The following is a 15,235-nucleotide window of genomic DNA, read 5'->3' as shown; positions in this document are numbered from 1 at the left end:
CCTCCGTGGGCGACAGGTACGAAACGAATTTCGCGAATGTTATCGCTCACACGTTCGGCGCCGGGAGGCCTCGGAGACTGACCGGCGCACGCCCACGCGGCCGCGGTCGTTGCCCCGGACCGGTCGCGATTCCGGCATTCGCGCCGCTCGGAGGCCTTATGCCGGCCGGACGGCCCCGGCGCGCGGGTCGCGCCGAGGACCGTCCGGGCGGCTCACCGGGAGTTGAAAGTTTCGCCCCGCCGGAACCGGATGGCGTCCAGGTTCGCGGCTCCCGGCCGGTCGATGAGGGTGACGGACGCCGCGTCGCGGTGCTCGCCGTGCACGACGGCCCGCCAGTTGCGGCAGTGCGTCGCGAACGACCGCGACCGCACGCGCCGGCCGCGCGCCCGCTGGCCCGCGAGCGCGTCGGCCGGGCTGACGTCGAGCAGCAGCAGGTGCACCCGGCGGCCGGAGCGGCGCGCGGCGGCGAAGATGAGCCGCCGCGCCCACGGCCGCGTCGCGCATTCGTGCACGACGATCGGGCCGTTCGCGTTCAGCGCGCGCACCAGCCGGGCGTAGTGGCTGACGTGCACGACCGGGCGCCAGTACCGGTACGGGAGCCGGCCGAGGTATGGGCGCCACCATTCCCGCGTGTGGTCGGAGTCCAGCACCCGCACGCCCGCGCCGCCGGCCGGGAACAGGCGGCGCAGCAGGGTCGTCTTGCCCGCGCCGGGCACGCCGGCGACCACGAGGACGGCGTCGGCGTCGTAGTGCAGCTCGGCGACCGTCGCGCCGCGCAGGTCACCACCGGCGCCGGGCCGCTCAACCGCGACGGCGGACACGGGACACGACCTGCTCGAGGCGGCGGCGGTTCTGCGGCTTGCGCAGCTCGTCCTGGGCGCGCATGATCAGCCGCCGCCCCTGGGGGCTGCGCAGGAACCGGCGAATGCGGTCGGCGATGGTCGGCATCGGAGGTCCTTCCCGCCGCCGGCAGGAACCGAACTCTCGCACGCGAGACCTCGACCCTGTCCGCGGCAACATGTTCGTCACCAGCTGGGTCGAAGGTCTCGTCCACCCCGATGCGCGGGGCCCGGCCACCGGGAACCGCGAGGGCTCCGAACTGACGGCGAACCGGCGAAGGACTACTCCCCTTCACCGGCAAGGATACCCGACGTTCACAACTCCGGCCCGAACGCGTGCGGTCGCCCGACCCGGCCGGGAAGAGCTTGCCGGGCGGCAAGCGTGTTACCGTTCGGACCATGCGCCGGACCGGGTTCGTCGACGCGGTCGACGCGCTCGGCGGACACGACCACGTCAGCTGGGTCTTCGACGATCCCGCCGACTATCACACGGTCGTGGACCGTTTTCTGGCCGATGGCCGCGTGGCCGGGCAGCGCGTGCTCAGCCTCCTGCGCGAGGAAGCCGACGGCCCGATCGACCCGGCCGAGCAGCTGCGCTTCTGGGCGGACGCGACCGAGCGGGCGCTCGCCGACGGCTACACCGGCCTGCGGGTCGCGGCCGACTCGACCCGGCTGGTGGCGACGCCGGAGGGGCGAGCGGCCTTCGGGCGGTACGAATTCATGATCGACGCATATATGGCGCGCCACCCGCTGTCCGGTCTGTGCGGATTCAACCGGGCCGAGCTCGGTGACGCCGCCGTGGCCGAGCTCGCCGGGATGCACCCGCTCGCGCAGCCGGCCGCGACGCCGCTGCGGCTGTTCGCGACCGCGGAGCCGGGGGTGGCCGCGGTGCTGGCGGGCGAGATCGACCCGGCCGGGCACGAGCAGCTGCGGGCGGCGCTGCGACGGATCGAGCTGGATCCGGTGGGCGGCGCGGTGACGATCGACGCGCGGGAGCTCACGTTCATCGACCACCGGGCCCTGATGCAGCTCGTCGGGCACGTGCGGGGCCTCGGCGCGGCGACGGTGCTGCGGGTCGGCCGGCACAGTGCCGTACCGCGGCTGGCCGACCTGCTGCAGCTGCGTGACCTTCGGGCGGTGGTGTCGTGAGGTCGGGACCCGCGGCCGGGCACGACGGCATCCTGCACGAGGCCGGCTTCTACGGCAGCGACGAGGAGTTCCTCGCGCTCGTGCTGCCGTTCCTGCGCGACGGGGTCGCGGCCGGCGAGCCGACCGTCTCGCTGTTCGGCCCGCACAACCAGTCGCTGGTGCGCGACGCCCTCGGCCGGGACAGCGGGGTCACCTTCATCGACGGCGGCCGGCACTACCTGCGCCCGGCGGTCGCGATCCGGCGGCACCGCGAGATGCTGGCCGGCTACGTGGCCGAGGGCGCGGCCCAGATCCGCATCGCCGGGGACGTGCCGCATCCGGGCACCGGGGTGCCGTGGGAGTGGTGGGCGCGCTACGAGGCCGCCGCCAACGAGGTGTACGACGAGTTCCCGATGTACGGCCTCTGCCCCTACGACACCCGCACCGCCCCGCCCGAGGTCCTCGAGGACGTGCGGCGCACGCACACACACCTGGTCACCGCCGGCGGGGACCGGGTGACCAGCCCGGGCTACCGGCCGCCGCGCGAGTTCCTCGCCGGCGCGGTGCGGCCGTGGACGGACCCGCTCGAGGCGCTCCCGCCGGCGGTCGAGCTGACCGGCCCGTCGCTCGTGCGGGCCCGCAACGCCGTCGAGGCGCTCCAGCCGATCGCGGCACTGGACATCGACGAGTTGCAGGGGCTGCTGCTGGGCGTCACCGAGGCGGTCACCAACGCCATACGGCACGGCCACGCGCCGGTCCGCCTGCGCGCCTGGGCCGAGCCGGGCCGCGTGCTCGTGACCGTCGGCGATCGCGGCCCGGGGCCGGCCGACCCGGCGGCGGGCCTGATCGCCGCGGGCGGGCCGGGCGGGCTGGGGCTGTGGCTGACGTACCAGCTGTGCGCGTACGTGTCGCTGCGGCACGGACCCGAGGGCTTCACGATCCGGCTGATCGCGGAGAACCCCGCGCCCTGACCAGGCGGCTCGGCATTCGTCACGGCCGGTCGAGGGGGAACTCGGCGTGCAGGCTCGTGCCGCGGCCCGGCGGGCTGTCCACGGTCAGGGTGCCCCCGAGCGCCTCGACCCGGTCGGACAGGCCGGTGAGACCCGTCCCGCTGCGGGGATCCGCGCCGCCGATCCCGTTGTCGCGGACCGACAGGTGCAGCACGCCACCCCGCACCGCCACCCCGGCCGACACGACGGTGGCCTCGGCGTGCTTGGCGGCGTTGGTGAGGGCCTCGGCCATCACGTAGTACGCGGCGACCTCGACCGGCTCGGGCAGCCGCCCCTCCATCTGCACGTCGAGCTCGACGGCCACGGCCGAGCGCCGGGCGAGCGCGCGCAGCCCGAGCCGCAGCCCGCCCTGGGTCAGGATCGACGGGTGTACCCCGCGCGAGATCTCCCGCACCTCGTCGACGGTGCCGTTCAGCGCGGCGACGACGGCGTCGAGCTCCGCGCGGAGCCGGGTGAGCTCGGGGGGTACCTCCGACTCGGCCCGGCGGATGTCCAGCGCCAGGGCGATGAGCCGCTGCTGGACGCCGTCGTGCAGGTTGCGCTCCAGCTCCCGGCGGGCGTCGTCGTTGGTGAGCAGCATCCGCGTGCGCGACGCGACCAGGTCGGCGCTCTGCACGAGCGTGATCGCCTGGCGGACGACGAGCAGGGTGACGACCGTGGACGCGACGATCACCGTGACGTCGTCGGCCTCGATGCCCCGGACCCGCTGCACGACCAGCGCGACGGCCATTGCGGCCACCGGGTAGTACGGCAGCAGCAGCCGGCCCAAGCCCAGCTCCCCGTGCGCCGCCCAGCGCGCCGGCGGGGCCGGTGTCGTCCACGCCGCCATGGCGACCAGGACGAACCCGGCGATGTACCCGATGTCGGCGACCGGGGGGATGCCGCCGGCGCCGACGGCCACCTGGTAGGCGAACGCGCTGTCGGACAGCACGAAGCAGAACAGGCCCGTGCCGAGCAGGGCCAGCTGGACGCGGTCCGCCACCGAGGACGCGCCGAGCAGCAGCACCACCCGGACGGTGAGCAGCAGGTCGGTGACCGGGTAGGCGATCGCGGCCAGGTAGCTCACCCGGTCGGCGCTGCCGCCGTGCACGGCGGCAGCCAGCGCGGTGATCCAGCTGAGCACGAACAGCGCGCCGACGATGACGAGCCCGTCGATCGCCGTCAGCGCCTGCCCCGCGAGGTGGCGGGGCAGGCGCTGCGCGGACGGGCCGATGGCGAGCGTGACGAGCGCGGCGAACGCGAACACCGGCAGGGCCAGGTAGCCGGCGTCGGCGAGCGAGAGGGTCGGCAGCTCCTCGCCGCGGGCCAGGAAGTACCAGCACCAGACGACCTGGCCCAGCGCCCAGCCGCACGCGCCCGCGCCCATCCAGATGCGCCACCACCGCTGGACCCCGCGCTGCCGGGCGGCGGCGAGCCAGCAGGCCACCGTCGCGGCGACGGCGGCGAGGAGCTGCGCGACATCGTCGACGAGCACGGACCACCAAGGGCTCAGCAGTCCGCTGCTGTCCAACACGACGACGGCGGCCACCAGCGCGACGGCGACCAACACTCTGGCAACGGTACTGCGCGCCGGGGTTAGCCCTTGAGCAGCGCGTCGCGGACACGGGCGGCGTCGTCGGCGCGGGTGCCCCGCCAGGCGACGACGTGGTCCGGGCGCAGGAGCAGCACCTCGCCGGTGCCCGCGAAGTCCACCCGGCCGCCGCCCGGCAGCACCGCCCAGTCCGGCCCGGCGGCGTCCAATGTGGACGTCGACCGGGCGCCGTCGAGCCAGCGGTGCGGCACCCGGGTGCCGACGCGGCCCGCCGGGGCGAAGTCGAGCGTCGGCTCCTCGGAGCCGTCCGGGACGATCGCGCCGGCGGTGTACTGGAAGCCGCCGGCCGCCAGCACGTAGGGGTGCGCGAGGGTCGGGTCGGGCGTGCCGAGCTTGAACGACTCGGTGCGGCGGGCGGACTGCTCGGCCACGAACCACCCCGCCGGGCGGCGCTCGGCGTGATAGCTGTCGAGCAGGCCCGGCGCGGCCTGCCCGCGCAGGACGGCGGCGAGCTTCCAGCCGAGGTTGTGCACGTCGGCGATCCCGGTGTTCGCGCCGCTGGCCGCATACGGCGGCATCACGTGCGCCGCGTCGCCGGCGAGGAACACGCGCCCGGCCGAGTAGCGGTCGGCCACCAGCATCTCGGCCTGCCACGGCAGGACACTTCGCACGTCGAGATCCGGCATCGGTACTCCCAGCGCCGTGCGCAGCAGCGAAGGCCAGTCGCGCTCGGTGTCGCCGCCCGGGCTCATGAACACCCAGCGGTGGCGCCCGTCGACGGCGGCCAGTCCGCCGGGCGCCTCCGGATGGTCGATCTGGCACAGGTTGAACTCGCGGCCACGCACGACGTCGGCGAGGTCGGCGGTGAAGTACACGTTCACGCTCGGCCCGCCGACCGCGCCCGATCCCGCGCGCGTGATGCCGAGCGTCTCGCGGATGCCGCTGCGGGCGCCGTCGGCCGCGATCAGGTACCGCGCCCGGATCTCGGTGTGCTCCAGGCGGCCGATCACCTCGTCATCGGTCTGCTCGAAGCCGAGCAGCGGTGTGCCGAACCGCACGTCGGCGCCCGCCTCGACGGCCGCGGCGCGCAGCAGCGGCTCGAGCGAGTCCTGCGCGAGCAGGCAGGGCAGCTCCGGGCTGACCTCGACCGCGAGCCCGCCGGCCGGCTGCCACAGCGGCAACTGCTCGGCCTCGGCGAGGGTGCGCCCGGCCGCCATGTGGTCGTGCCCGGCCAGGTCGCGGGCGGCCTCGTGCACGAGCCCGGCCAGCCCGAGCTCGCGGAAGATCTCCATGGTGCGCATGTGGAAGCGGCGCGCCTTCGGCTGCGGCGAGGTGCCGGCGCGGCGCTCGACGAGCGTCACGGAGACGCCGTGATGGCGCAGCACGAGCGCGGCGGTGAGCCCGACCAGCCCTCCGCCGATGACGAGAACGTCAGGTGTACGTTGTCCACTCATGGTGTACGTAGTACACGGCCTGGTAATCTTTGTCCACCATGAACAGTCCGGTGTGGTACGAGACTCCCGCTCCCCCGCCGCTGAGCCGCGAGCGCATCGTGGCCGCCGCGACGGAGCTGGCCGACGCCGAGCCCAGCGGCGAGGTCACCATGCGCGCGCTGGCCGCCCGCCTGGGCGTGCGCAGCCCTATGGCCCTGTACCGGTACGTCGGCAGCAAGGACGGCCTCGCGGACCTGATGGCCGACCAGGTGTACGGCCGGTTCGCCGTCCAGCGGGGCGAGGGCTGGCGCCCGGCCCTGCGCTCGCTCGGCGCCTCGGGCTGGACCGCCGTCCAGCGCCACCCGTGGTTCGCGCGCCTGGCCTTCGCCCGCCCGCCCCTTGGCCCGAACGCGCTGGCGCTCTACGACGCGGCCCTGGCCGAGCTCGACCCGCTGCACCTGCCGGCGGCCACCCGCATGGGGTTCGTCAACACCGTGCTCGGCCACGTGTTCGGCTCCGGCCTGGCGTTGCTGGAGGAGCGCACCATGCGCGCCGGCATCGGCTCCCCCACCGACGCCGACCTGGCCGCGAGCGCGGCGCCGTATCTGGAGCGCATCGCGGCGGAGGGCGCCCACCCCCACTTCAGCCGCTGGGCCGCCGACCCGGACCGGCACGCGGCCGCGCCCCAGACCTTCGAGGCCATCCTGGACTGGCTGCTGGACGGCCTCGGGTCCTTGATCCCCCGATCGGCTGCGAATCAGCACCGTCAGTAGACGTCCATCGGCCGATGGTCTTGAATTTCGGCACGGGTATGCCCGGTTCCGTCGGGATTTGCGGGCAGCTGCGAGAATATGCGCTCGCGCTTCGGAGGGTTTGCTAAAAACATTGACGTGCCGCTAAGTTCTCGGCGAGGCGAGAATTGCGGCAGGTCGGAGTCGTATGAATAGCACGCTGCTCGTCCCTGTGCAGGTTGCGGCTCTGCATTGTCCGATCGACCGGGTGGTGGTGCGCTCCACCGCCGACTACAGCCGGTTGCCGTATTTCGACGGCACCCGCGACGTCAACGGCGACGTGGCGCAGATCAGCGACGAGATCGTCGGGCAGGCCTTCGAGGACGAGACGGCGCTGCTGCGCGCCGGCATGCACCTGCACTGGGCCCTGCCGGACGCGCTGACCAGGGGGCGGCAGGCGGCCGGCGGCGGCAACCGGGCGGTGTTCGCGGCGGTGCCGGACCGGTGGCTGGTGCGCCGCACCGGCGGCGGGCTGGCGCCGCGGGCCTGGGTGGTGGAGAGCGGATACCTGCACCCGGACGGCACCGGCTCGGCCGCCGGCGTCGCCGTGCCTTTCCCGAAGTCCGCGCAATCATCCCGGCCATTCCGATATCTGGGCCGGGCGGTACCGCGGGAACTGTGGCAGGAGCGTGACCCTAACGCAGAATACGTGCGTCAGGTCACCGCTGTCGGATATCTGCTGAACGCCGAGTCCGGATACAGCGACCCGACCTTCGCGGCCCTGTATCCGAATTGCCACAGCGTCTTCGGATTCCACGACCCGCAGATCGGCGCGGCCATTCCTCCGGGGCTGCGCTACGAGCTGCTGGGCTGGTACGGCGACCCCGCGCAGGACTTCCTCGCCACGGTGCGCGCGATCGCCGACACGACACCGCGCCGCCCGTTCGCCGACGTGCTGCGCGAGCGCGCCGCGTGGACCTACCCGGGCGAGGACGCGCCGACCCAGATGGTCTGCTACGCCGCGTGCGGGTTCACCGCGACGACGACGCCGGCCCGGCTGATGCCGGCCACGCTGACCGTGGGCAACACCGCGACCGAGGCGCTGTCCGTGGCGCTCGCGCTGCGCATCGACCCGGCGCACCGCGTCCAGGTCGAGGACCACCTCGAGGCGATCCTGCTCGCGTCGCGGATCGAGCACCGCCTCGTCGACGTCGACGCGAAGTTTCGCGAGCTGCGCCACGAGAAGGGATTCGTGGCGCGCCGCGGCGGGCGGCTGTGGACGATCGCCCCCGCGTCGGCCGGACCCGAGCCGGCCGATGCCGACCGCGGGCAGGCGCAGGCCACCGTGCCGCTGCCGCCCGGGCTGGCGAGCCTGCTCGCCGCGCTCAACGAGGCGCAGCGGGTCCGGGACCGGGCCGTGGCCGAGGCGGAGTCGCAGCGGCGGCAGCTGTTCGCGGACTGGTACAAGTACCTGCTGTGCGCGTATCCGCCGGAGGACACCGGCGACGCCTACCCCGACATCGACGAGGTCCGGGCGTTCGTGCAGCGGCGCACGCTGCCGCGCACCCAGCAGGCGCTCGCGGCACTGCAGCCCGGCGACACCCCGGAGGGCCGGCTCGCCACCGCCTACGCCGCCGCGAAGGCCGCGGTCGCGAGCTTCAACACGACGCCGCAGCTGCGCGACGCCGGACTGGTCTACGAGCTGAGCGAGCTCGAGGCGCCCCGCTACTGGGAGCCGACGGACCCGGTCGTGCACCTGCTCTGGGACGACGCGAAGCCGACCGACCGGCACGGCTTCGACGGCGTCCTCGCGTGCTCCGTCGCGCCGGCCGCCGAGGTCCGCGACATCCAGCTGCGCCCGGAGGGGCTCACCGCGCTGCTGGCCCGCCAGGACCAGGCCAGCGCCGCGTTCCGCCCCAGCGACGGCCGGCCGTGGAACCCGTTCCAGCTGGAATGGCAGGTCGAGCTGCTGCCGCTGCGGGCCCGGGGCAACCTCTACCCGGAGGTCGACGCCTACGACCCGGACTTCGTCACCGGCGGGTTCGCGCTCAACCCGACCGAGCCGGATCTGGTCTGCACCGACCCGAACCCGGCGGTGGCCGGCGCGGCCGCGCTCTACACCGGCACGACGCTGCTGACCGGGCACGCCGGCGGCCGGATGCGCGACAGCCTGCGCGACTACCTCGACAAGCAGATCCTGCCCGAGTACTTCGCCGCGGCCGGCGGCCCCGCCCCCGAGGACATCGGCCCAGTCATCGGCAAGGTCAAGGCGTGGTACCTCGCGGCGCACCCGGCCGCCGGCCCGGACGACCAGGTGTTCACCGCCATCCGCGCCTACGAGGAGCTGGCCGGCATGGACTGCCTCGCGCAGTCCCTCGGCGGGTTCAACGACGCGCTGCTCATGCACCGGCTGGTCAAGCAGCTGCCCGTCGGCGACCCGCTCGCGTTCCCCGACGAGGTCGCGTTCGGCGCGGCCGTCGCCGCCGCGGTCGGCACCAGCAACCGCAGCGCGCCGCAGCCGCTCAACGACTTCAGCCCGATCCGCTCCGGCACCCTGCGGCTGGCCCGGCTGCGGCTCGTCGACACGTTCGGGCAGACCCGCGAGGTGCCGACCGGACGGCTGGTGCCGGCCGAGAGCCTCACCGTGCCGGGCAACACCGACCTCGTCGCGCTCCCGCCACGGCTGAGCCAGCCGTCGCGCGTGCAGTTCCGCTGGCTGGCCGCCGACCGCGACGGCGAGACCAGCGAGCATCCGGACACCACACCGGTCTGCGGCTGGTTCCTGCCCGACCACGTCGACACGAGCCTGATGGTGTACGACAACCGCGGCGCGCCGCTCGGCGTGATCGACGCGCGGGCCCGCTGGTCGGGCGCGCCCGGCGGCACCGGCGTCGCCCGCGCCGCGGACATCGGCAACGTGCACCTGCGCGAGACCGTCACCGCGATCCTCGGCGGCGGTGCCGCCTACGTCGCGGAGTTCATGGCGGTGCTGGACAGCGCCCTGACCAACATCGAGCCGGTCGCCGAGCACCAGGTCGACCTGGCGGTCCTGGTGGGCCGGCCGATCGCGCTGGTGCGCGCCGCGTTCGACCTCGAGCTGCTCGGCCTGCCCGCGGTGCACCAGGGCTGGAACCAGTTCCGCCAGGACATGCTGCGCGGCACCCGCGACACCGACGCGTTCACCCGGGTGCGGTTCCCGGTCCGGTTCGGCGCCCACGAGCAGCTCGACGACGGCATGATCGGGTACTGGCCGCAGGGCGACCCGGTGCTGCGCAGCCCGCAGGCCGCGCCGGGCCGGCACCCGCTCATCCGCACCTGCGGCAACGGCCCGCTCACCGAGACCCACGCGGTCGACGACCCGCCGCTGGTGCTGCGGATGCTCGTCGACCCGCGCGGCAAGGTCCACGTCACCACCGGCATCCAGCCGGTCAAGTCGATCAGCATCCCGCCGGTGCACTACGCCGCGGCGATGGGCGCGCTGGAGATGACGTTCCCGCTGGCGGCCGTGCTCGCGGGCGCCGACGGGCTGCGGCTGCCGCTGCCGGTGGAGCCCGGGTACCGCTGGGGCTGGGTGAGCGAGAACGCCGGAGCGTGGCGCGAGGTCGGCACCGCCGCCACCATCGGCCGGTCCGTGTTCGCCGCCGCCCTCGCCGACCGGCTCTGGGACCAGCTCACCGACCCGCGCATCGGCTGGCTGCGGCACGTCCCCGCCGACGAGCGCCTGCTCGCCGTCGCCGAAGACGCGCGGGTGTCCGCCCGGCTGGACCCGCCGTTCCGGGCGATGACCGACGGCGTCGAGGCGGTCCTCGCCCCGCTCGGCACGACGCTGCTGGACCGGCCCGCCGCACTGGCCCGCCTGGCCGAGACCGTCGCCGGGCCGGCCTGGACGGCGCTGCGGGCCGCCGGCTGGCTGCTCCCGCCCGGCCCGGACGGCACCGCGGAGCTCGTCGCCCGGGACCGCCGCGCGCAGCCGGTGCTCGCCGGCGTCCTGGCCGGCGCCGAGGCGATCGTCGACGCGGTGCTCGACCTCGGCGAGGAGCGCATCGGCCCCGCATCCCCCGCGGCCGCGTTCGCCGCGGTCCAGGGGCTGCGCGGCGGCTGGCTCAAGCTGCGACACGAACCCACCGGCACCTGAGTCCGCCGAAAGGACCCCGCATGACCAGCTTCGACCAGCAGCTGCTGGTGCATCTGCGCCTCGACGCGCTCACCGGCGGCCGGGCCCCGGACAGCTCCGCCCACGCCCGCCACGGCACCACCACCGGCAGCCCGCTCGTCGTGCCCGACGACGACTTCGGCAGCAGCGTGCGCTTCGCCGGGGCGGACACGGTCACGGTCGCCAACGTCGCCCCGAGCGTCCCCTCGGCCAATCCGGTGCACACCGTCGCCGGGTGGGTGCGCCTCGACAAGCTGCCCGCCCGCCGCTCCTGGCTGCTCCTGCTCGGCCAGCCCGGCGTCGGCGCCTACCACTGGCTGCTGGAGCCCAACGGCAGCACCCAGCTCGGCCGCTGGGGCGGTCCCTCGTGCACCCCGGTGCTCCCGCTGGGCCGCTGGGTGCACGTGGCCACCACCCACGACGGCAAGCTGCTCACGTGCTACCTCGACGGCCAGCCCGCCGGCGCCGCGATCCCGGCCGTGTTCGGCTACACCGGCTGGGGCCTCGCCCTGGCCGCCGCCAAGCTCGGCGAGCTCGGATTCGCCGGGCGCATGGCCGGCGTCCGCGTCTACGAGCGGGCACTCACCGCCGCCGAGGTGCGCCAGGTGATCGAGGAGGACCGCAGCGCGATGGCGGCGTTCCGGCGCAGCCACCCCCTCGCGTTCAGCCTGCACGACACCGACGTCCAGCCGGTGCTGGCGATCGTGGACGACCCGGCGGGGCAGAAGATGGTGCTGGAGGTCACCAACACCGCCAGCCAGTCCGTCGCGCTCGCCGCCGTCGACGCCAAGAGCACCGCCTGCCACCTCGAGCTGCAGTTCCGGCCCGGGGTCCTCATGGTCAACCCGAAGGCGCCGCCGACCGTCGCCGTCCCCGACGGCTGGACGGCGCGGACCGCCGCCGGAGCCGACGGCTTCACCGTGTCGCTGACCGGCAAGGCCGGCCTGCGGATCAAGCCCGACGAGACGGTGCGCTTCACGCTCGGCAACGTCGGCGCCGACGGCCGCGGCGGCACCCGCGGCACCCGCGTGCAGCTGCGCTACGACCAGATGACGTACGTCGACGAGACCTCGCTGCTGACCGGCAGCCGCGTGCAGCACCTGTCCCTGGTCAACCGGCGCGGCCAGCAGCACATCCCGCTCGACGCCGGGTTCGTCGGCGTCAACGGCATCGTCGACGACGGCGTCAGCCCCTCGAACCTGCGGCTGCGCATCACCAACGTGTCCCGCCGGCCGATCCCGATCACCCCGAGCACGGCCGGGGAACCCTCCACGCTGATCTTCTCGTTCGACGCCCAGCCCGCCGACGTCGCCCTCGGCGCCCGGGCCGCGCTGGAGCGCATCGACATCCGCGCCGACCGGTGGGTGACCACCAGCCCGACCGCCGAGGGCATGGCGCTGACGTGGCGGATGACCACGCCGAGCATCACCGCGCTCGCCGCCGGGGAGAGCATCCTCGTCGACGTCAAGGGCATGGTCGCCGCCCCGCCGTCCGGCCACGCCCGGCTGCTCGTGCACTACGAGAACATGCCGGGCTACTGGGACGGCCACCTCGCCGTCACCATCGAGAAGGGCCCGCTCGTGGTCCGCGACGCGACCCTGCCCGACAAGACCCTCGAGGCCCGGGTCGGTGTCGCCACGAACAACCCCGAGGGCCGGCTGCACGTGCTGCATACCCCGCAGGACGGCAACGGCAACGCCGTCATCGTCGGCCCCACCAACGGGGCCAACCTGCGCCTCGGGTATCACCAGAACTACAGCTGGGTGCAGTCGCACGGGGCGAAGCCCCTGGCCATCAACCCGGTCGGCAACCCGGTGTCCATCGGCGGGGCCGACGCGCAGGGCAACACCCTCTTCGTCAACGGCGTGGCCAAGGTGCTCGGCCTCAGCGTCGGCACCTCGCACCGCTTCGGCCGCATGCTCGCCGGGCACTTCGTGGCCGGGCCGCACACCGGCGGCGTCAAGGAGGTCCGCGTCGATTTCCCGGAGCGGTTCGGCGTCGTGCCGCACGCCACGGTCACCGCCCGCAGCGAGGGCTACTACACCGACACGTTCGCGGTGACCGTGAAGTACATCGACCAGAGCCACTTCAAGGTGAACATCCTGCGCCTCGACGCGCTCAACGCCGGGTGGCAACAGAACCTGCGGCTCGACTGGATCGCGTGGGAGTGACGGGCCGATGACGTGGACCCTCGAAATCCACCACCTCGACATCGGCATGGTGGGCGACGCGACCATCATCGTGGCGAGGCACCCGGGCAACCCGCCGGCGCAGGCGGCGATCCGGCGTACCGTCCTCATCGACGGCGGCAAGATCGGCTCCGCGCCCACGGTGAACACCTACCTGGCCAACACCCTCAACATCGCCACCGTCGACGTCATCGCCGTGACCCACTTCGACGAGGACCACTTCTACGGCATCAGCCAGCTCCTCAAGAACAACACCCTCCGCTACAACAGCGCGATCCTCTACGACACCGGCCGGCTCGACGGCCACGAGGACACCCGCTACGCCGAGGACGCGTACGGCGTACGGCATGCCGTCGACAGCGAGTACTTCGAATACCGCACCACCGCGGCGAACAAGCCGGGCCCGTTCGTGTACGCGACGCAGCACGTCAACAGCTTCGACATCGTCGACTACAACGGGGCCGGCCAGGCGGTGATCCCCCGCGGCGTGGTCAACGCCCGCCCGTCGCGCCGCGACCCGGCGGCCCGCAACTGGCGGGAGCCGCACTGGCTGCTCGGCAAGGACATCATGTGGGGCAACGGCCTGGTCGAGCCGAACTGGGCCGTGTCCGCGGTGCCCGCCTACGCCCCCGGCCGCCCGTCACTGATCTGCGTCACCGCGAACAAGTACGTGCTGCAGCCCGGCGGCGGCATGACGTTCTGCTCCAACCAGCCGGTCCACGCCGAGAACGACGACGAGAACCCCAAGAGCCTCGGGTTCCTGCTCACGTTCGGCAACTTCAAGTACTTCGTCGCCGGTGACCTCGAACGGGCCCAGGAGGACGGGCACGTCAACCACGAGATGCTGCCGGTGCTGCAGAACGGCGTCAAGTTCCGGCTCAACCCCACCGACGACCTGGCCGGGCGGGTCCTCGTGGTCAAGTCCAGCCACCACGGCTCCAACTCCGCCACCTCGCGGGAGTTCATCACCCGGCTCCGGCCAGCCGCGGCGATCATCTCCACCGGTCCGCGCAACCGGCATCACCACCCAGCGGAGAGCACGATCAACGTGCTGGACGGCTACCCGGAGGCTCCGATCCTGGGCGACCCGACCAACGCCGGCCGCCACCCGCCGGAGCCGCCACCGCCCCCGCTGCGCCCGGTCGAGCACTTCCTGACCGGATACCGCGAACCCAACGTCGTGCCGCCGCTGTCCTACGGCGGCACGGTCTCGCAGACCGCCGGCGACCCGGCCGGCGGCCTGCCCGGGCACATCGTCGTGCGGGTCACCGAGGCTCAGTCGAACCTGTCGCCGGTCGGCCAGATGCGCCGCGGCGTGATCGCGGCCGGGAACGCGACCAACGCCGTCACCGGATACGCGCCCGCGCCCGGGCTGGTCGACCAGGTGGGGGAGGCCGGCGGGGCCCGGGGCGTGGTGCAGGCCGCCGCCCGCGCGACGGGCGCCACCGACCAGCAGGCGTCGCAGGCGCTGACCGCGGTCATGTGGCTCGGCAACGTGGAGAACAACGGCAACCCGGTCAACGGGCTCGTGACCCGGGCCAACAACGCCGCGACGGCCCCCGGCGCCACCCCCGCGTCGATCGACGGCGTCATCAACGCCTACCCGGTCGCCATCCGCACCAGCATCGGCGTGCAGGGCATGGCGATCATCCGGGCGACGATGGTCACGGCCGCCGGCGCCGGCTACCGGACCGGCATCGCCAACGCCGCCACGGGCGCCGGCGCCACCGCGGACGAAGCCCTCGCCGCGTCGGTCGCTGCCGAGGTCGCCTACGCCACCAACAACGGCCGCGACGACGCGGCCTACGCCGGCATCGCCGCGTACGCCGCGGCCCACGCCGGTGCCACCCCGGCCCAGGCCGCGGTGCTCGGCGCGGCCATGGGCGCCCTCGTGCAGGTCCTCGACGCCGCCGAGACCGCGCGGATCGTCGTCGACGCGGCCCGGCACGCCGCCCTGAACGCGCCGCCGGTCGTGCGGCTGACCACGCAGCACGCGGCGTTCGTGGCGGCGGTCACCGCCGCGGCGCACTACCTGGGAGAGCCGGACGACGTGCGCGACGGCGTGCGGGCGGCGTTGGTGCGCGTCGGCGTCGCCGGGGGCGCCGCGACCGGCGCCGGCAACGCGGCCCGCGGCGTTGCCAACGCCGTCAACCCGGCGACCCTCTTCACCGTCAGCTACGACAGTGTCAACGGTCCCATGAACGTGGACATCAAGTAAGGC

General features: G+C 74.0%; 10 protein-coding genes. 6 read left to right on the top strand and 4 right to left on the bottom strand.

What is annotated here, in order from left to right; genetic code table 11:
* Positions 1-212: 212 nt before the first annotated feature.
* Entirely contained in the window at positions 213-821 is a 609-nt protein-coding gene (locus ABT369_RS10010; protein WP_350611367.1) for an AAA family ATPase, read from the bottom strand.
* Complete coding sequence (locus ABT369_RS10005) at positions 802-948, bottom strand: hypothetical protein (RefSeq protein WP_350611366.1); 147 nt, start codon at positions 946-948, stop codon at positions 802-804. The genes ABT369_RS10010 and ABT369_RS10005 overlap by 20 nt, the downstream gene beginning before the upstream one ends.
* Before the next feature lie 290 nt (positions 949-1,238).
* Here ABT369_RS10005 and ABT369_RS10000 point away from each other — a divergent pair, with 290 nt between their 5' ends.
* Positions 1,239-1,988, top strand: a complete 750-nt coding sequence (locus tag ABT369_RS10000; protein ID WP_350611365.1) for an MEDS and STAS domain-containing protein — start codon at positions 1,239-1,241, stop codon at positions 1,986-1,988.
* A complete protein-coding gene (locus tag ABT369_RS09995; RefSeq protein WP_350611364.1) occupies positions 1,985-2,938 on the top strand; it encodes an anti-sigma factor RsbA family regulatory protein in 954 nt (317 codons plus the stop codon). The genes ABT369_RS10000 and ABT369_RS09995 overlap by 4 nt, the downstream gene beginning before the upstream one ends.
* Before the next feature lie 19 nt (positions 2,939-2,957).
* On the opposite strand, the gene ABT369_RS09990 is transcribed toward ABT369_RS09995, so the two are convergent.
* Entirely contained in the window at positions 2,958-4,526 is a 1,569-nt protein-coding gene (locus ABT369_RS09990; protein ID WP_350611363.1) for a sensor histidine kinase, read from the bottom strand.
* 26 nt (positions 4,527-4,552) lie between these two features.
* Positions 4,553-5,962 carry an FAD-dependent oxidoreductase gene (locus ABT369_RS09985; protein WP_350611362.1) on the bottom strand — a complete coding sequence of 470 codons (1,410 nt, stop codon included), beginning with the start codon at positions 5,960-5,962 and terminating at the stop codon, positions 4,553-4,555.
* A 38-nt stretch (positions 5,963-6,000) separates the two neighbouring features.
* Between ABT369_RS09985 and ABT369_RS09980 the strand changes: the two genes are divergently transcribed.
* From ABT369_RS09980 to ABT369_RS09965, 4 genes are all read left to right on the top strand, one after another.
* A complete protein-coding gene (locus ABT369_RS09980; RefSeq protein WP_350611361.1) occupies positions 6,001-6,714 on the top strand; it encodes a TetR/AcrR family transcriptional regulator in 714 nt (237 codons plus the stop codon).
* A gap of 226 nt (positions 6,715-6,940) precedes the next feature.
* Complete coding sequence (locus tag ABT369_RS09975) at positions 6,941-10,807, top strand: hypothetical protein (protein WP_350611360.1); 3,867 nt, start codon at positions 6,941-6,943, stop codon at positions 10,805-10,807.
* Between the two features lie 20 nt (positions 10,808-10,827).
* Complete coding sequence (locus ABT369_RS09970; protein WP_350611359.1) at positions 10,828-12,996, top strand: LamG domain-containing protein; 2,169 nt, start codon at positions 10,828-10,830, stop codon at positions 12,994-12,996.
* Between the two features lie 7 nt (positions 12,997-13,003).
* Positions 13,004-15,232 (top strand): ComEC/Rec2 family competence protein, encoded by a 2,229-nt coding sequence (locus tag ABT369_RS09965; protein ID WP_350611358.1) that lies wholly within the window; start codon positions 13,004-13,006, stop codon positions 15,230-15,232.
* Positions 15,233-15,235 lie beyond the last annotated feature (3 nt).

The organism is Dactylosporangium sp. NPDC000244, assembly GCF_040300725.1.
Classification (GTDB): domain Bacteria; phylum Actinomycetota; class Actinomycetes; order Mycobacteriales; family Micromonosporaceae; genus Dactylosporangium.
The sequence above is the reverse complement of the archived record's forward strand: the minus strand, read 5'-3'. Positions and strand labels throughout refer to the sequence as shown.